General features: G+C 75.1%; 16 protein-coding genes. 8 read left to right on the forward strand and 8 right to left on the reverse strand.

Annotated features, from left to right (window positions below; translation table 11 throughout):
- Positions 1–8: 8 nt before the first annotated feature.
- Complete coding sequence (locus tag ACMCNN_RS14605; RefSeq protein ID WP_412746739.1) at positions 9–950, forward strand: glycosyltransferase family 2 protein; 942 nt, start codon at positions 9–11, stop codon at positions 948–950.
- A complete protein-coding gene (locus ACMCNN_RS14610; RefSeq protein ID WP_412746740.1) occupies positions 943–2,121 on the forward strand; it encodes a glycosyltransferase in 1,179 nt (392 codons plus the stop codon). Before ACMCNN_RS14605 ends, ACMCNN_RS14610 begins: the two co-directional genes overlap by 8 nt.
- Here ACMCNN_RS14610 and ACMCNN_RS14615 read toward each other — a convergent pair.
- On the reverse strand, positions 2,024–3,538 hold the full coding sequence (locus ACMCNN_RS14615; RefSeq protein ID WP_412746741.1) for a hypothetical protein: 1,515 nt from the start codon (positions 3,536–3,538) through the stop codon (positions 2,024–2,026). The two genes, ACMCNN_RS14610 and ACMCNN_RS14615, sit on opposite strands and share 98 nt — an antisense overlap.
- Positions 3,535–4,371, reverse strand: a complete 837-nt coding sequence (locus ACMCNN_RS14620) for a hypothetical protein (RefSeq protein WP_412747176.1) — start codon at positions 4,369–4,371, stop codon at positions 3,535–3,537. The genes ACMCNN_RS14615 and ACMCNN_RS14620 overlap by 4 nt, the downstream gene beginning before the upstream one ends.
- A gap of 283 nt (positions 4,372–4,654) precedes the next feature.
- Between ACMCNN_RS14620 and ACMCNN_RS14625 the strand changes: the two genes are divergently transcribed.
- Entirely contained in the window at positions 4,655–5,869 is a 1,215-nt protein-coding gene (locus tag ACMCNN_RS14625) for an NAD(P)/FAD-dependent oxidoreductase (protein ID WP_412746742.1), read from the forward strand.
- Between the two features lie 199 nt (positions 5,870–6,068).
- Positions 6,069–6,761: a response regulator transcription factor gene (locus tag ACMCNN_RS14630; RefSeq protein WP_412746743.1), complete on the forward strand. Its 693-nt coding sequence runs from the start codon at positions 6,069–6,071 to the stop codon at positions 6,759–6,761.
- A gap of 95 nt (positions 6,762–6,856) precedes the next feature.
- Here ACMCNN_RS14630 and ACMCNN_RS14635 read toward each other — a convergent pair whose 3' ends face one another.
- Positions 6,857–7,453, reverse strand: coding sequence for a hypothetical protein (locus ACMCNN_RS14635; protein ID WP_412746744.1), 597 nt, complete (start codon positions 7,451–7,453; stop codon positions 6,857–6,859).
- 121 nt (positions 7,454–7,574) lie between these two features.
- Between ACMCNN_RS14635 and ACMCNN_RS14640 the strand changes: the two genes are divergently transcribed.
- Positions 7,575–8,504 carry a glycosyltransferase family 2 protein gene (locus tag ACMCNN_RS14640; protein ID WP_412746745.1) on the forward strand — a complete coding sequence of 310 codons (930 nt, stop codon included), beginning with the start codon at positions 7,575–7,577 and terminating at the stop codon, positions 8,502–8,504.
- Between the two features lie 39 nt (positions 8,505–8,543).
- Here ACMCNN_RS14640 and ACMCNN_RS14645 read toward each other — a convergent pair whose 3' ends face one another.
- From ACMCNN_RS14645 to ACMCNN_RS14655, 3 genes are read right to left on the reverse strand one after another with little or no spacing between them, the layout of a single operon-like run.
- Positions 8,544–10,652: a hypothetical protein gene (locus ACMCNN_RS14645; protein ID WP_412746746.1), complete on the reverse strand. Its 2,109-nt coding sequence runs from the start codon at positions 10,650–10,652 to the stop codon at positions 8,544–8,546.
- Positions 10,649–12,142 carry a thymidylate kinase gene (locus ACMCNN_RS14650; protein WP_412746747.1) on the reverse strand — a complete coding sequence of 498 codons (1,494 nt, stop codon included), beginning with the start codon at positions 12,140–12,142 and terminating at the stop codon, positions 10,649–10,651. Before ACMCNN_RS14650 ends, ACMCNN_RS14645 begins: the two co-directional genes overlap by 4 nt.
- 10 nt (positions 12,143–12,152) lie before the next feature.
- Positions 12,153–12,767 carry a hypothetical protein gene (locus ACMCNN_RS14655; RefSeq protein ID WP_412746748.1) on the reverse strand — a complete coding sequence of 205 codons (615 nt, stop codon included), beginning with the start codon at positions 12,765–12,767 and terminating at the stop codon, positions 12,153–12,155.
- A 108-nt stretch (positions 12,768–12,875) separates the two neighbouring features.
- Here ACMCNN_RS14655 and ACMCNN_RS14660 point away from each other — a divergent pair, with 108 nt between their 5' ends.
- Genes ACMCNN_RS14660 through ACMCNN_RS14670 form a run of 3 tightly spaced genes read left to right on the forward strand, consistent with a single transcriptional unit; the run spans position 12,876 to position 16,144 of the window.
- Complete coding sequence (locus tag ACMCNN_RS14660; protein WP_412746749.1) at positions 12,876–14,159, forward strand: lipopolysaccharide biosynthesis protein; 1,284 nt, start codon at positions 12,876–12,878, stop codon at positions 14,157–14,159.
- Positions 14,160–14,184: 25 nt separating this feature from the next.
- Positions 14,185–15,330 (forward strand): glycosyltransferase family 4 protein, encoded by a 1,146-nt coding sequence (locus ACMCNN_RS14665; RefSeq protein WP_412746750.1) that lies wholly within the window; start codon positions 14,185–14,187, stop codon positions 15,328–15,330.
- 28 nt (positions 15,331–15,358) lie between these two features.
- Positions 15,359–16,144: a glycosyltransferase family 2 protein gene (locus tag ACMCNN_RS14670; RefSeq protein ID WP_412746751.1), complete on the forward strand. Its 786-nt coding sequence runs from the start codon at positions 15,359–15,361 to the stop codon at positions 16,142–16,144.
- Between the two features lie 3 nt (positions 16,145–16,147).
- Here the strand turns inward: ACMCNN_RS14670 and ACMCNN_RS14675 are convergent, their stop codons facing one another.
- Together ACMCNN_RS14675 and ACMCNN_RS14680 are read right to left on the reverse strand one after the other, a co-directional pair.
- Complete coding sequence (locus tag ACMCNN_RS14675; RefSeq protein ID WP_412746752.1) at positions 16,148–16,786, reverse strand: DUF2461 domain-containing protein; 639 nt, start codon at positions 16,784–16,786, stop codon at positions 16,148–16,150.
- Positions 16,787–16,832: 46 nt separating this feature from the next.
- Complete coding sequence (locus ACMCNN_RS14680; RefSeq protein ID WP_412746753.1) at positions 16,833–17,099, reverse strand: hypothetical protein; 267 nt, start codon at positions 17,097–17,099, stop codon at positions 16,833–16,835.
- Positions 17,100–17,349 lie beyond the last annotated feature (250 nt).

Below are 17,349 nucleotides of genomic sequence, written 5' to 3' on the forward strand. Positions count from 1 at the left end.
CCGTCGGCATGGACACCACCCCGGAGGTCAGCGTGGTCATCCCCACGCGCAACCGGCCACACCTCGTGCTGCGCGCCGTGCGCAGCGCGCTCGCCCAGACCGTGCACGACATCGAGGTCGTGGTCGTGGTGGACGGGCCGGACGAGGACACCCCGAAGGCGCTGGCCGAGCTGGGCGATCCGCGGGTCCGCGTGGTCCCGCTGGCCGAACGCGGCGGCGCGCCGAACGCCCGCAACGTCGGCGCCCAGCATGCCCGTGCCCCGTTCACGGCGCTGCTCGACGATGACGACGAATGGCTCGCCGGCAAGCTCGCCGTCCAGCTCGGCATGGCCCGCGCGGCGCGGGTGCCGCTGCCGATCGTCGCGACCCGGCTCATCAACCGCACGCCCCGCGCCGCGTACGTGATGCCGCGCCGCCTGCCCCGGCCCGGCGAACACCTCAGCGAGTACTTCACCGTGCGCCGCGGCCTGTTCCACGGCGAGGGCTTCATCCAGACCTCGACCATCCTGGCGCCGACGGCGCTGCTGCGTGCGGTGCCGTTCACCGTGGGGCTGCGCCGCCAGCAGGAACTGGACTGGACGCTGCGGGCGATCCGGCAGGACGGCGCCGCGCTGGTCATCGCGGAACAGCCGCTCGTGGTGTGGCACACCGACGAGGACCGCGAACGGATCAGCCTGGAACTGCCGTGGGAGTCGCAGCTGGCCTGGCTGCGGGGCAGTCGGGAACTGTTCACGCCCCGGGCGTACGCGGCGTTCACGCTGAGCGTGATCAGTTCCATGGCGGCCGCCACACACCGCCCGGCGGTGCTGCGCGAACTGCTGCACGAGGCCCGCACCCACGGCCGGCCCGGCGCCATCGACTACCTCACCACGCTGCAGATCTGGCTGGTGCCACCGCGGGTCCGGCGCGCCGTCCGCGACCGGGTGCTCAGCCGGAGGCGCGATGACTAGCCGGGTCGCGATCTGGCGCAGTGGCCTGCTGTCCGGGTCGGAGACGTTCATCCGCGATCAGGGCCTCGCGTTGCGCCGGTGGCAGCCGGTGTTCGTGGGCGCCACGAGGATCGAGTCCCCGCTGGCCCGCGACGACGACGTGATCGCGTTCGCCGCCGATCCGGGTGAGTTCCTGCGCCTGCGGCTGACCGGCCGGTCGGCCCAGCTGAACCGGACGCTCGGCGAGGTGTCGCCCGCGCTGGTGCATGCCCACTTCGGCGGGGACGGCTGGCTCATCAGCCGCGCCGCCGCCGCGGCCGGCGCACCGCTGATCGTCACCGTGCACGGTCACGACGTGACCCGTCAGCCGCTGGCCGCCGGGCTCCACGGCATCCGGTACCGCCGCAACCTCACCACGGTGTTCCGCCGGGCCGCGCTGATCCTGGCGGTCTCCGGTCCCCTCCGCAGCCGCGCCCTCGGCTGCGGCGCCGACCCGGCGAAGGTCCGCGTCCACCACACCGGTGTCGTCATCCCGCCGCTGCAGGACGTCCCGAAGCGGTGGGACGTCACGTTCGTGGGCCGCTTCGTCGACAAGAAGGGCGCCGACGACCTGGTGGAGGCCCTCGCTGCGCTGGGCGACCTGCGGCCGCGGGCGCTGTTCATCGGTGACGGCCCACAGGCCGAGGCGACCCGGCGCCGGGCCACCCGGCTGCGCGTGGACGCGACGTTCCTCGGCGCCCAGGAACACGAGGCGGTCGCCCAGGCCCTGGCCGCGACGCGGGTCCTCGCGGCGCCGTCACGGACCGCGGCCGACGGCGACACCGAAGGGCTGCCCACCACGATTCTGGAGGCCGCCGCCCGCGGGGTGCCCGCGGTGTCCACCCGGCACAGCGGCATCCCGGAGGCCGTGACGCACGGCACGACAGGGCTGCTCGGCAACGAACGCGACCCGGTCGCGCTGGCGGTCCACCTGCGCCGCCTGCTGACCGAGGAGGATCTGCGGCGGCGGCTGGGCCGCCAGGCCCGCGAACACATCCAGCGCAACTTCGACCTGGACCGGCAGACCCGCCTGCTGGAGGACCTGTACGACGAGGTCAGCGGCGCCACGGTAGCCAGGCACGGCCGCGGCGCGCGACCGCTCGTACCCCGCCCGCGAACGCCCGCCCCGCCCGGGCGGGACCCCTGGCGCTGAGCAGCGCGATGGTGCGCCGGGCGCGGTACACCTCCGACTCCAGCGCGGCGACCGCGTCGTCGTGGAACCGGGCCTCGGCCCGCGCCTCGACCAGCGCCCGCGCCAGGCGGTCCCGTTCGCCCAGCAGCTCCGCCAGCGACCGCGGCGGCGGCTCGGCCGCGAGGTCGGCGGGCGCCGGCTCGCGGCCGGTCATCGCAGCCAGGACGGCGGCCAGGTCGGCGGCCACGGCCACGGCGGGCCACACCGGCCCCGCGCCGCCGCGCAGCAGGCCCGCGGCCAGCAGGCGCAGGACGTCGGCCCGCTCGCCCACCGACGCCGCGGTCAGCCCGTCCGGCCCGACGATCACCTGACCGGCCGGAACCGCGGCCAGCGGCCCCTGCTGCCAGCGCGTCAGCAGGGCGCGCACCTGCGGCAGGTCACGCCGCAGGGCCGCATCCAGGACCAGACTTTCCAGCGTACGGCCGGACGGCAGTTCCGCCCGGCGCAGCGCCGCGTCCCCGGTGAGCACGTCGGGGAGGGTGACTCCGGTGGCGGGTGCGCGCCGGGCCACGACGATCCACCCTGGAGCCAGCGCGGTCGCCAGGTCGTGCCGCGCCGCGTCGACCGCGAGGGTCGCCGGGTCCCGCAGTACCGCCGGGTCGTCGGCGGCGCCCCGGCGGATCCGCGCGTGGAACGCGAAGGTCTGCGCGAGCGTCGCCTCGGCCCAGCCGCGCACCTCACCGTCGGCGAGCACGCCGGCGCTGAGCAGCGCCTCGGGTGCCACCGGGTCCGGGTACGCCGCGTACGTCACCACCGGGTCCAGTCCCGCGGCGACCAGCGCCGAGCCCAGCGCGGCCGGGCCGGTCGGGCGGGTCGGGTCGTGTGCGGCGCCCGGTGCCCAGTCCATGTCGGACGGCGGGCGCGGCGGCGCGACGATCCGGTGCAGCCCGAACAGGTTCTCCACGCCGAGCACCAGAACGCCGCCCGGCGCCAGCACCGCCACCAGGGCGGCCAGTGTCTCCCCCCAGCCGCGCGGTGCGGCCTCGGTGGAGCCCAGCCGCTCCAGCCCGTCGAGAGCCAGGACGGTGTCGAAGCGCGCGCCGATGGGCAGCTTCGCGGGACTGCCGCAGTACACCGTGGCGTCCAGCGAATCCGCCAGCGCCTCGGCGTCGGACATCCCCCGCACCAGCAGCGTCAGCTCGGTGAGGCGCTGCGAGGCGGGTCCGCCCTGCTCTCCGGGCCCCGCGGCCGGCTCGGCAGCGGGCCGCGCGGTGGGCTCCGTGGCGGGCAGGAGGGTGGGATCGTGGGGGCCGGCCACCAGGGTGCGGCCGCGCGCCAGCGCCATCAGTGGCGCGAGTGCCCGGCCGCGCACCGGACCGGGGGCGCTGTCCAGGTCGGACCAGGCGAACATCTCGTCCCCCACCGGCTGCACCGTCACGACCGGACCTCCGGCGCAGCCACCGGCCAGCCGAGCAGGCGGCGCAGCTCGGTGGGCGGCAGCAGCCGGTCCGCGCCCAGTTCCTCGGTCGCGGCGGCGCGGGCCAGCCGCACGTTCACCTGTTCACCGTGCAGGTCGGGCCACTGCCGGCGGATCCGCGCCTGACCGCCGAACGTCATGTCCTCCCCGGCCAGCACCATCGGGTCGCCGTACACGGCGGGCTCGCAGCCGGCCAGGATGCCGTACCAGACCGCGCTGCTGAGCCGGTTCGCGGCGACGCGCCGGTGCCGCCGCAGCTCGGCCAGCTGACGGCGCAGGAACCCCGGGTCGCCGGGCTCGCGGGCGTCGCCGCGGTAGCCGTGGCAGACCACCCGGAAGCCGGCCCGCTCGTACCGGCGGCGCAGCCGCACCGACCGGTACTCCTGCCAGTACAGGCACACCGTGACCGGGCCGGGCTCGGTCGCCGTGATCTGGTCGACCAGCCGGGCGTGGTCGCCGACGACCCGCTGGCCCTCCCAGCCGTGGAACGGATACCAGATCGTGCCCGCCCGCGGGGGCGCGTCGGGCTCCGGGGGCGTCGCCCGCAGCAGGTACGCCCACGGCGCGCCGACCACGTACGTGTGCCGTCGCCCCAGCGACCAGGCCCGGCGGCGGGTCCGCTCGGACCACAGCAGCAGCGGGACCCCTGTCACGTACTCGTGGTCGGCGGCCATGCCGTCGCCGATGTTCCAGCCGTGCTGCAGGTAGCCGCGGATCTGCGGGGCGCGTCCGGCGAGGCCGCAGTAGCGCGCGAGGACCTGCGCGTGGCCGTAGTAGTCGTTGGCGCGGTGCACGCACGGGATCTTCACGCAGGAACGGGACCGCCCGCCATCCCGCACCCCCTCCCAGCTCAGTGTTCGATCGCGGTTGCCGCGCCCGTCGCCCGGCCGTGGCCTCCCGGTCACCTCCGGGCCCGGGCCGCGCCGCCCGGCCGCGGTGCGCGGTGATCGACCAATGAGGACCGTCCAGTTCGTCCGCACGGACGAGCCGCGGCGGACCAATGGGTTGACCTGGCTTCCCTTTCGCACCAGTGGGGGCCTACTGTTCGCGCTGACGTTCTCACCGTAAGGAGGCGACGTGGCGGCCAACGCCTGGGATGTGATCGTGGTCGGGGCGCGGTGCGCCGGTTCGCCCGTGGCGATGCTGCTGGCTTCGCGGGGCCACCGGGTCCTGCTGGTCGACCGGTCGACCTTCCCCAGCGACACGGTCTCCACCCACGTCATCCACCCGCCGGGCGTGACGGCGCTGCGCGCGTGGGGGCTCCTGGACCAGGTGACCGCGACGGGATGCCCGCCGATCGACACGTACAGCTTCGACTTCGGTCCGGTCCGGCTCGCCGGAGCACCCGGGACGGCCGACTCCCCCGTCGCCTACGCGCCGCGGCGCCGCATCCTCGACCAGGTGCTCGTCGAGGCGGCGGCCGCGGCGGGGGCGCAGGTCCGCACCGCGTTCACGGTCGACGAACTGATCGTCTCCGACGGGCGGGTCGTGGGGGTTCGCGGCCACGACCGCGGAGGCTCGCCGGTCGAGGAGCGCGCCCACGTCGTGGTCGGGGCGGACGGGCTGCACTCCCTGGTGGCACACGGGGTGGACGCTCCCGCCTCGCACGAGCGGGCCCCGATGACGGTGGGCTACTACTCGTACTGGAGCGGGCTGGAGATGCACGGCCGGTTCGAGGCGTACGCCCGGGACGGGCGCGGCTTCGCGGCGGCACCCACCAACGACGGGCTCACGCTGGTGATCGGCGGCTGGCCGTACGCGGAGTTCACCGCCAACCGGGGCGACGTCGAGGGGCACCTGCGGAAGACGTTCGAGCTGGCCCCGGAGTTCGCGGAACGGGTCAGGGCGGCCCGGCGCGAGGAGCGCATCGTCGGCGCCAGCGTCCCCGGCTACCTGCGTAAGCCGTACGGACCGGGCTGGGCGCTGGTGGGTGACGCCGGTTACAACCGGGACTTCATCACCGCCCAGGGCATCAGCGACGCCTTCCGCGACGCGCAGTCGTGTGCCGACGCCCTGCACGCCGCGCTCGCGGGCGAACGGGACTTCGACGCGGCGCTGGCCGAGCACCACGCCGCCCGCGACCAGCGTGTCCTGCCGATGTACGAGCTGACCGCGCAGCTGGCCGCGCTGGAGCCACCGCCGCCGCCACTGGCGCAGCTGCTCGCCGCGATGCAGGGCAACCAGGCCGCGATGGATGCGTTCGCCCGGGTCAACGCCGGGGTGACACCGGCGCCGGAGTTCTTCGCCGAGGACAACGTCGGACGGATCTTCGCCGCGGCCGCCGGTGGCTGAGCCGCCTTCCACGGGGCCGCGGGCCGGGAGTCCCGATCATGGTCCGGACGGCGCGATCAGGGGGGCGGTGGAGCCTCGTCGGGCCGGGCAGCGGGGGCGCCGGGCCCGGCCCCGGTGATCCGTCGCCCCGATCTCTTCGATTTGCCGTCCGGCGGTCGAAGAGTCATGGGTAGCGTCTGCCTGCCCGACTGGAGGTCCTGTGCCCAGGCCCCGCGCACTCGTCATCGAGGACTCGCCGGAGTTCGTGCTGCTCTGCCAGCACCTTCTCGAGAAGGAGGGCTTCGACGTCATGGTCGCCTCCGACGGCGAGCGCGCCGTCGAGCTGGCCCAGCGGGAGAAGCCGGACCTCGCCATCCTCGACCTCGGCCTGCCCGACGTCGACGGGATCGAGGTCTGCCGCCGCATCCGGCAGTTCACCGACGCGTACATCGTCATGGTGACCGGCCGCGCCGACGAGGTGGACAAGGTGGTCGGGCTGTCGGTCGGCGCCGACGACTACGTCACCAAGCCGTTCTCGCCGCGCGAGCTGGCCGCCCGCATCCAGGCGATGCGTCGTCGCCCGCGCGGCGCCGCCGCGGAGGCCGCCGCCGGTCGGGAGTACGGCCCGCTGCACATCGACCCCGTGGTGCGCGAGGTGACCCTGGACGGCAAGATCCTCGACCTGACGAAGATCGAGTTCGGCATCCTCGACCTGCTCTCCTCCAGCCCGCGGCGGACGTTCACCCGCAACCAGCTGCTCGAGGACGTATGGGGCGACAACTGGTACGGCGACGACCACATCATCGACGTGCACGTCGGCAACCTGCGCAAGAAGCTGGGCGAGTCGGCGTCGGCGCCGCGCTACATCCGGACGCTGCGCGGGGTGGGCTACCGCTTCGAACCCGCCCCCTGAACCAGCTTCGAGCCGTCGGCACCCCGACACGACCCGAGCCCTGATCCAGCCCGCCTCCTGCGGACCGGATCAGGGCTCGCGTGCTGTCGGTGGAGCTAGCCGCGGTGGCGGGGGGCGTACCGGTGCCCGCGGACGTCGCCCGCGGTCGCGGCCCGGGCCGGGCGGAGCCGCCGCATCAGCACGCCGATGCCCACCAGGACCGCGGCGAACCCCGCCCACGGGATGAGGGTGTGCGCGCCGCCCGCCGCGGCGGGCGGGGGCACGGCCCCGACCAGGGTCCGTACGCTGCCGGCCGGGGTCTGGCCGATCGCCTGGACCACCGTGCCGGAGGACAGCTTGCCGCCGGAGGGGGTGTCGACGGCCACCACCGCGGTGCCGGTCGCGGGCTCGGCCGGCGCGGTGGCCCCGGCGGCGACCATGAGCACCCGCAGCCCGCCGAACGCGTCGGTGGCGACCTTGCGGTCGGGCGAGGAGCCGACGCGTACGGCGACCGAGGAGCCGGCGCGGAACCCGACCGCGTACACGGCCAGCCCGTCCCTGCTCTGCGCACCCTGCCACTGCACCGTCAGCGCGTCCGCGGTGCCGCCGTATCCGGGGCCGTCCGCGAGCGCCACACCGGGTGTCAGTACCGCGACCAGCGTCCCGGCTGCCATGAGCAGCGGGGCCGACCTGCGGAAACGGGTGAGGATCATTTCGCAATGATGCCACGTATCCGTGCTTATCCGACATGGCAGGACCAGCCCGGTCCAAGCTTGCATCTTGCTTGAAATCGGCTAGAGCTGGCGTTGAGGTGCCCCGCCGACGTAGCAGGGCATGACGACGACGCTCTTCTCCGCCGCCACCGCTTCGGCCGCGACCGCTCCGGCCGCCGCCCCCACCACGGCCAACAACGGCCGGGTGTTCGACGCGGTCCGCCTGTGGAGCCCCGCCGATGCGGGCGTCGAGCTGACCGTCGTGGTGCCCTTCTACAACCCGGGCATGGCCCTGCGCCCGACCGTCAAGCGGATCGCCTCCTGCCTGCAGGACGCGGGCGTCGGCTACGAGGTTGTCGCGGTCTCCGACGGCAGCACCGACGGCTCCGAGCACACCCTGGCCGGCATCCCCGGCGTGCGGGTCATCGCGAACCCGGTCAACCAGGGCAAGGGCGCCGCGCTGCACACCGGCTTCGCCGCCGCCCGGGGCACCTGGGTCGGCTTCATCGACGCCGACGGCGACATCGACCCCGCCCACCTGATGCAGTACCTGCAGGTCGCCCGCGCCAACAACCCGGCCGGCGTGTACGCCGACAAGCGCCACCACCTGTCCACCAGCGGCGCGACCGGCTTCCGCAAGCTCATCTCGATCGTCTACTCGACGCTGGTGACCCTGCTGTTCTTCATGGGCATCAAGGACAGCCAGACCGGCTGCAAGATCTTCCGCCGGGACGTCCTCGCGGGCCTGCTGCCGAGCCTGCGCGAGCGCCGCTTCGCCTTCGACCTGGAGTTCTTCGTCGCCGCCAAGGCCGCCGGCATCCGCGACTTCATCGGTGCCCCGGTCCGCCTGGAGGAGCGCACCGCCGGCTCCACCGTCGGCCGCAGCGCCATCGTCCGCACGATCCGCGACACCTTCACCATCTTCACCCGCCTGTACGTGCGCCGCGAGTACCGGGGCCTGACCGTGGCGACCACGGCGTTGCCGGCGCCGCAGGTGGACGCGGACTCCGCGCCGTTCGCGGCCGCCCCGACGCTGGCCGAGGCCGCCTGAGCAGGACAGTCCGCCGCCCCGGGCCGGGCGGCGCGGGGATCAGGAGGGGGTGCCGACCCACCAGTCGGTCAGGTCGCGCCGGTGCTCGGCCAGGCCCGCGGCGATGAGCAACCCCAGCGACACCAGGGACACCGCCAGTCCCACCCGCAGCCAGCGCCACGGGCCGTAGTCGACCGTCACCGCGTCCGGACCCGCCCGGACCGCGACGGTCCCGGCGACCGTCTGCCGGGTCTCGTCGGCGCTGGCGGACCAGCCCGAGGACCATTCCTCGGGGATCACCACCCACCCCGGCGGCCCCGGTTCCACCCGCCAGCGGGTCGGCGCGAGCCGGGTGATCCCGCCGTACCGGGCCGAGGGCACCTTCCCCTGCGCCGGGCCCTCCGGCAGCATCGCCTCGCTGCCCAGCTGGCCGGTGTCGGCCAGGCGTACGGCGTCGTCGTATCCGCCCTGGCGGGACGAGACCACACGGCCGGTGCCGTGCGCCTCCACCCGGTAGAGGTCGAGCTGCCGGGTACGCAGCACCCGCCGCAGGTCCGGCTGCTTGGCCAGCCAGTCGTACGTGGCGGCCTCCCGGTCGCGCGCCAGCACCACCCACTCCACGCCCAGCGGGGCCACCATGCGCCCGAAATGCGCGGTGCCGCCGGACGCGATCAGGCGCGACACGTACGCCGTGCGCCGTGACACCGAGTTGGTGCGCACCTCCCCCAGCTCGACCGCGTCGCTGGTCAGCACCGGGCGCCGGAAGAACGCGGCGGCCGGGGTGCCCACGGTCCGTCCGCCGGTGAAGGCGAACGGCTGGTACTCGTGCCAGGGCAGGAACAGCACGAGGCCGCTGCCGTCCCCCATGATCCGGTCGGCGGCGTACCAGGACTCCGGGTAGTCGGTGATCCGTACCGAGCCGCCGAGTCCCCAGACCAGGGTGGTGGCCACCATGGCGCTGACGGCGCCCAGGGCGGCCAGCCCGGCGGCGGCGGCGAGGCGGCGCAGCCGGTGCGCGCGCTTGCCGAAGTAGCGTCGCGGCACCGCGTCGGCCAGCGCCTCCGCGGTGGCGCCCACCCCCACCGCGTACGCCAGCATCGCCAGCGCCACCCACTTCTGCGGCTCCCGCATGGCCTCGAAGAGCGGCACCACGTCGAAGGCCCACCGGTACACCGCACCGAACGGGCCCTCGGCACCGGCGCCCAGCACGATCCCGCTGATGGCCAGCGCGCACATCGGCGCCCCGAGGTCCGGGTCGCGCCGGGAGAGCCGCACCAGCCCGGCCACCACCGCGGCCAGCAGCACGACGAGCCCGACGGCCGCCGGTACGGCCCCGACGGTGCCGGCCGGGCCGGAGGAGTCGTCCTCGCGCCAGAAGCCCTGCAACGAGGCGAGGGTGAGGAACAGCCCGCCCGGCCCGGCCCGGGTGGCGTACACGTCGAGGTCGGCGTCGCCCACCCGGACCGTGAGGATCGCGTTGAGCACCACCGTCAGCGCGTACGCGTAGATGCAGCCGGCCGCCACGATGATCAGGGCGGTACGGACCGCGTCGTTGCGGCGTGGCCGCGGCAGGCAGGCGATCGACACCAGCCCGACCCCACCCAGCCAGGCGGCGTGCGGGCCGATCGCCATCGCGCAGGCGTACCAGCCCGCGGGGCGGGCCGCGAACCAGCTCCCGCGGCGCCGGGCCCGCACCGCGGAGGCGAGCATCCACGCGACCAGGCTCACCGCCAGCAGGAACGGCACGTGGCCGACCAGGATGCGGTCCACCACGAACGGGTTGCAGACCGCGAACAGCGCGGCCGGGTGCCGCCGCCACCGGCCGCCGCCCGCGAGGGCGGACACCCCGCTCGCCGCGATCGGGAAGAACAGCAGCACCATCAGCCAGCCGGTGGCGCCCGCGCCCACCACCACCCGCAGACCGTGGGTGGCCAGCCGGAACGGCAGGGCGTCCAGCGCGGTCGGGTCCAGCCCGTACAGGCTCTGGGCGACCGCCTGGTGCGGTCCGCCCACCCAGTCGAGCAGCATCAGATAGCCGTCGCGGGTCCACGGCGCCACCACGCCGATGCCCACCGCGAACCCGAGCAGCCCGGATTCCGCCGTCAGCCGCGCCGAGCGGGTGTCGAAGTGCGGCCGGTGACGCGAAACCCAGGTCAGTACGGTGGTCACCGCGCGCTGCGACGCGGGCGGTGGGCCGCCGTCACGACCGCCGCGACGAGCGGCGCCAGGTTGTCGGCCGTGGCGCCCGAGGTGTCCACCACCACCTCGGCGTGGCGCGCCGGGTGCTCGGTCAGCAGCCGCCGGAACCGGTCCTGCTGGGCCGCCTGCTCGGCCTGCGGCCGTTCGGGTTTGCGTCGGTGGATCAGTTCGTCGGGGGCGTCGGGCAGCACCAGGATGTCGGGTGCGGGCACGAGGCGCTCGGCGACGCGGGCCGCGGGCGAGCCGGGCCACGGGGATTCCCGCAGGTCGTACACCCAGCGGTCCACGATCACCACGCGGCGCCGGGCCTTCGGCGGGGCGACCGTGCGCAGGTAGCGCCATACGTACTCGGCGGCGTAGAACCACGCGGCGGCGCGGCGCAGGCGCGGGTTGCCGAGCGGGGCGTCCGCGCCGGGCGACCCCCGCGCGGGCGGGGACGGCACCGGGCGCGCGGCCCCGGGACCGGCGGGCGCGGCCGCGCCGCTGGGATGCGTGGCTGCCGGGGCCGAACCGGACCCGGCGGTGGGCACCCCCAGCAGGCGGCGGGCGAGGCCGACGCCGGGAAGGTTGCCGCGCGCCATCCCGAAGTACGCCGCCGCGGTCGGGAGGCCGTACCGGTGCAGCCGCTCGCGCAGGCCGTCCGCGACTGTCGACTTGCCGGAGCCGTCCGTGCCCACCAGCGCCACCACGACGCCTCGGGTGCGCAACCCGAGCGGGCCGGCCCACGGGCCCGCGGGCAGTACGGCGTGCCGCTGCCGCCAGGTCGCCGCGGCGTTGCGGGCGGCGAGACTCAGCGCGGCCAGCCGCATCCGGGCGCGGCCCGGCAGGCCGGTGTCGGGCGATGCGCCGCCGGCTGCCGCGATGAGTTCGACGGCCACCCGGGTGCCGAGCTGGGCGGCGAGCCGATCGTAGAGCGCGACGCGGGCCTGCGGGGTGGCGCCGGCCCAGGCGGCGCGCGCCTCGGCCAGCCGGGGCGGGTCGGGCAGGCGCCCGCGCAGGACCGGCCGCACCAGCAGGTCCGCGACCGCGGCGGCGCCGGTGAGCCGGTGGGTGACAGGATCGACGCCGATCTCGTCGGCGGGCGCCAGCAGGACCGGCCCGACGCGCAGGTCGCCGTAGGTCAGGTCGACCACGGCGGGACCCTCCGCGGTCTCCACGGCCAGGCTGACATGGCGCAGCCGGCGCGGGTCGTGAGCCTCGGCCACCACGGCACAGGGCAGCACGGCGGCGATGGCCCGGGCGGGCGTCCCGGACCCTGGTGCGGCGCTTTCGGCGGGTGTGTACCAGAGGTCGAGGTCTTTGGGGCCGTTCTCGAGCAGCCAGCGCTCGGCGGCCCCGGCCGGGCCCTGCCAGGCCCAGCGGGACGCGCAGTGATCCATGGCCGCGGTCACCGCGGCAAGGATGCCGGTGCGGTCGGGAGCCGCGGGCAGCGACGGTCCGGAAAGCCGTGAATCGGTCATTTCCTCACGATCATAGGGCCGTGAGCGCACCCACCGGGCGAGTATCACCAGGGCCGCCGACGCCCCGGCGATGCGCCCCCGGATGCGCACGGCGCGGCAGCGCGAGCCCGGCCGCCGGGTTCCCGGCTTCCCCGCGCGTCCCCGCACCCGCCGGGCGGCGACCGGAGAACGCCGCACCCAGCGCGATCAGGACCAGCACGACGGACACCACCCACGGCACCGCATCGGCCGGGCCGCGCGCCGCCACGACCGGCGGCACCCCGCCGGCCAGCGACCGGGACCCGCCGGCCACGGCCCGCCCGTCCACCACGACCGTGGTCCCGGCCGAGGCACCGTCCACCGGCACGGACAGCCGCACGGTGCCGGTGCCGTCCGCGCGCACCCGCCGCCACGCAGCGCTACCAACCCGTACCTGTGCGAACTCGCGCGGGCGGTAACCCACCGCAACGATCTCCAGCTCGCCCGGTTCGGCGGCCCAGCGCAGGCTCAGGGCGGCGCCCGAGGAGGCCGGCGCCTGCGCCGAACCGCCGCGCACCGCTACGAACAGCACGGTGGCCGCGACGGCGAGCAGGGCCAGCACGACGGCCAGACGGACCGGGTGGCGGCGGGCGTTGATGAGTGCCATGTCATCAGCTTGCGCCCGGCCCGGCCGATAGTCACGCTCTGTGATGCAACCTTGCGTACGCTCTGAACAGCTCTTGAGCTGGAGCGCCGCCGGCCGATAGGAGACGGCGTGACCGCCAGCCTCGGCCGCCTGGCCCGTACCCTCCTGGGCGGGATCGGCCCCATCGCCATCGCCGTGCTCGTGCAGAGCGCCGGCAACCTCGCCTTCCACGCCGTCGTGGGCCGGGAACTGAACGCGGACGGCTACGGCGCGCTGGGCGCCGTCCTGTCCGCCATGGTGATGCTCGGCGTTCCGCTGGGTGCGCTGCAGGCCGCCGCCTCCGCTCTGGTCGCCCGGCACGGCGCCGGACGCGCCACCGGCGTACGCGCCCTGCGGGCGGTCACGCTCTGGTCGCTTCCGCCGGGCGTGCTCGTCCTCGCCTGCGCGCCCGCCCTGCGCGCGTACTTCCACCTCGGCTCGTCGGCCGACGCCGCGCTGCTGGCCCCGTACCTCGTCGTGTCGGCGGTCCTGGCAACCGCGCGTGGCCTGCTGCTCGGCGACCGCAGGGTCGGCACCGTGGCGGCCACCTACCTGGCCAGTACCGCGGTGCGCCTCGCGCTCGGGCTCGGCCTCGTGCTGCCATACGGGGTGACCGGCGCTCTGCTCGGCACGCTCGCGGGCGAGGTCGCGGCGCTGGCGCTCGCGCTGGTGCCGCTGCTGCGCCCGGCCCCGGACACCGGGCCGGTCGCCGCGCTGCGGTTGCGCGCCGTGGGCCGCGCCGGGGCGGCCGTCACCGGCCTGTTCCTGTTCTCCACGGTCGACCTGCTGCTGGCCCGCCACCACCTCGGCGGCGACGCCTCCGGGGACTACGTGGCGGCGGCCACCGTGGCCAAGACCGTTCTGGCACTGCCGGCCGGCATCATGGCCGCGGTCTTCCCGCGGCTGGCGGCCGCCTGGCCCCGGCCCGGCCGGGCCCGCGCGCTGCTCACCGGCGGCGCCGCCGTGGTGGGGCCCGCGCTGCTGGGCGCCGCCGTGGTCGTCGTGGCGCCGTCGCTGGTGCTGCACCTGCTCTACGGCGACGGCTTCGCCGACGCCGCCGGCCTGGTCCGCACGCTGTCGCTGGTGGCCGGCGCGACCAGCGTGGTGACCCTGGCGACCCACGCCGGGCTGGCCCGGGGCGGGCGCACCATCGTGGTGCCGTGGATCGGGGCCGTGCTGGAGGTCGCAGCCATCGAGCTGTGGCACGCCTCACCAGCGCAGATCGCCGCCTGTTCGGCCGCCACGCTGGCGCCCACCCTGCTGGTGATCGCGCTGCTGGAGGGGCGGGCGTGGACCCGGCGAACTGCTCAACTCGACGCACCGCGGGCCGATCTTTCCGGTGCCCCGGCGACCGCCGTGGCAGCCGCCCGATGAGCGGCTGGGCGCCGAGAAGGTAGGCATGCGAATCCTCGTCCTGAACTGGCGTGACCTGGCGCACCCCGCATCCGGCGGTGCGGAGGTCTACACCGAGCAGGTGCTGCGCCGCTGGGTGCGGGCGGGCCACGAGGTGACGCTGTTCGCCGCCGCGGTCGCGGGCCGCCCCGCGGACGAGGTCGTCGACGGCTACCGGGTCATCCGGGCCGGCAGCCGGTTCACTGTCTACCGCGAGGCCCGGCGCTGGTGGCAGAGGCACGGCCGGGGCCGCTTCGACGTGGTCATCGACGAGACGAACACGGTGCCGTTCCAGGCCCACGAGTGGGTCGACGACGGCGCCCGCACGATCGCGCTGGTGCACCAGACCTGCGAGGAGATCTGGCACCACAACGCACCGTTCCCCCTGTCCTACCTGGGCCGCTACCGGCTCGAACCGAGGTGGCTGCGCCGCCTGTCGGCGTCGCCGATCCTGGCTGTCTCCGGCTCCACCCGCGACGCGCTGGCCGCGTTCGGCGCCCGCGACGTCACCGTCGTGCCGGAGGGCTTCGAACCACCCGCCGTCACCCCCGACGTCGCCAAGGAGACCACCCCGACCGCGGTGTTCTGCGGCCGCATGGTCAGCTACAAGCGGCCGTGGGAGGTGGTGCGCGCGGTCGAACTGGCCCGGCGCGAGATCCCCGGCCTGCGGCTGTGGATGATCGGCGGCGGACCCGAACTCGAGCGCTTGCGCGCCGCCGCGCCCGCCGGGGTCGAGTACCTGGGCCGTGTGGACGAGCAGACCAAGCACGACCGGATGGCCCGCGCCCACGTGCACCTGGCCACCAGCGTCAGGGAGGGCTGGGGGCTGGTGGTCAGCGAGGCCGCTGCGCTCGGCACCCCGACGATCGCGTACGACGTGCCCGGCCTGCGCGACTCCACCCGGGCCGCCGGCGGCGCGGTGGTCCCGCCGAACCCGCAGGCCCTGGCGCGCTGGCTCGTCGAACTACTCCCGCAGCTCACCACCACCCGCACCGAGCCGCTGCCGTACGGCGGGGCGCACTCCTGGGACCACGTCGCCGACACGCTGCTCGACGCGGTGTGCTCGCACGCCCGGGTGCCCGGTGCGGCGCCGGCCGCCCCACCGCGGCCGCTGCCCACCGCCACCGAGTCCACGCTGCGCCGCGTCGCCTGAGACCCGCGAGCCCGTACGGAGCAACCGCATGAAGATCAGCTTTGTCGTCCCGACCCGGAACTCCGCGCGCACCCTGGAGACCTGCCTCGGCTCGCTGCGCGGCCAGACCCACCCCGAGGTCGAGGTCGTCGTCATCGACAACCGCTCCACCGACGGTACGGCCGAGATCGGCCGCAGGCTGGCACACACCTTCGAGCAGTGGGGCCTGGGTCGCAGCGTCCAGTGCAACCGGGGCACCGCCCGCAGCACCGGCGACGTGGTGGTCTTCGTCGATCCGGACATGGTGCTGGAACCGCAGGTGGCCGCCGAGATCGCCGCCGCGTTCACCGCCGACGAGCGGCTCGGCGCGCTGGTGATCCCGGAACGCTCGTTCGGCGAGGGTTTCCTCGCGCGCTGCCGCGAGCTGGAGAAGGATCTCCACCGCGGCGACTCCGCGGTGCTCCGGGCTTTCCGCCGTACCGTGATCGAGGAGCTCGGCGGCTGGACCGAGACGCTGACCGCGACCGCCGACTGGGACCTGACCGCCCGCGCCCGCGCTGCCGGGGTGGCCGTCGGCCGCATCCACGCCTGGATCTGGCACGACACCGGGCGGGTCCGGTTGGGGGCCGCCTTCGCCCAGGGGCGCCACCGCGGCCGCCGGCGCGGCCCCCGTCCGCGGGCCGGCAGGTTCGTCCGGACCACCCTGCTGCAGCAGCCCACCCGGCTGCTGCGCCACCCGGTGCTCACGGTCGGGCTGGCCACCCTGCAGCTGACCGAGGCCGGCGGCCAGCTGCTGGGCGTCCGGGACAGCCGGGCGGGGCACGGCCGACGGTAGGCGTCAGCCCTCGCCGACCGGAGGCCCCACGTGAGCGTCGAGCCACTGCCGCAGGGCACGGCCCGTACGCAGGAAGTCGACGATCCGGCCCTTCGCGGCCGCCGTGCCCAGCCATGCCGCCGGCGCCCACTCCTTCCACGCGACCAGCCCCTTGTGGCGCAGCAGGTCCAGCCGCGGATGGTCCTTCGGGTAGCCCCTGGGTACCGTCTTCAGGGTGTCCCGGCCGTGCACCTCGATCCGGGCCCGCTCGATCGCCTCGATCACGGCGGTCAGTTCGAGGCCGGTCCGCTCGTCGGCGACCGCGCGGCGGTACCTGTCGAGCTGGTCGGGTGACATCTGGTACATCCCGCACCCCGCCGCCAGGCCGTCGGCCGACAGCTGGAGGTAGCCGCCGGACGACAGCCATGCCCCGAGGTGGGTCTTGTAGGGCGACTTGTCCTTGCTGAACCGCACGTCGCGATACGGACGGAAGATCTTGCCCGGGCCGAACTCCGGCTCCAGCGCCGCCAGCAACTCGGCCATCGGCGCCCGCACCTGTGTCTCGTACACGGTCAGGTGGGCCGTCCAGTAGGTCTTTGAATTGTCGGCCGCCAGCCCCTCGTAGAACTCGAGCGCCTCACTCGGCCAGCCACGAAACGTCACGACGCGAGTCTCGACCATTCCCGGTGAACCGGCAAAACACGCCACCTCATCTCGCCCAGCGGATGAAGCGGTCGAACAGCTCCGGCGCGGGCATGGGCGGCAGGTCGCGGACGGCCTCCTCCAGATTCACCGCGTGCAACGTCCCGCCATCCGCGACGGGATCCCTCGCGCTCATCGACCACGGCCGCAGATCGGCAGGCAAACCATTCGAGATGTACGTCAGGTCGCCGCGGCGGTCGGTCCATCCATTCCCGATACACATGCCCGTAGCCAACTCCCATGACCACGGCCCGAGAATGTCCTGTCGGGTCACTTGCGGTGCACTACGGGTACCCGCGCCGCTCAACCAGCTCCCGGGCCAGGTCGAACGCTGTCCGCCAAGGGAATGCCTGCCGGCGGTCGGCGCCGGTGCCGGGCGGATGCGGCGCCCAGCCGTCGCCACGGACTGTGCTTCCCCGTCGCCCCATCAACGCGTTTGCCGGACCGGGGAGTTGGCCTCTCATCGATCCCGCGGCTCGGCGGGGCGAAGCCCTCGGGCACGGGCGCACGGATCGGGTCGGCTC

This window comes from Krasilnikovia sp. MM14-A1004, assembly GCF_047159485.1.
Classification (GTDB): Bacteria; Actinomycetota; Actinomycetes; order Mycobacteriales; family Micromonosporaceae; genus Actinoplanes.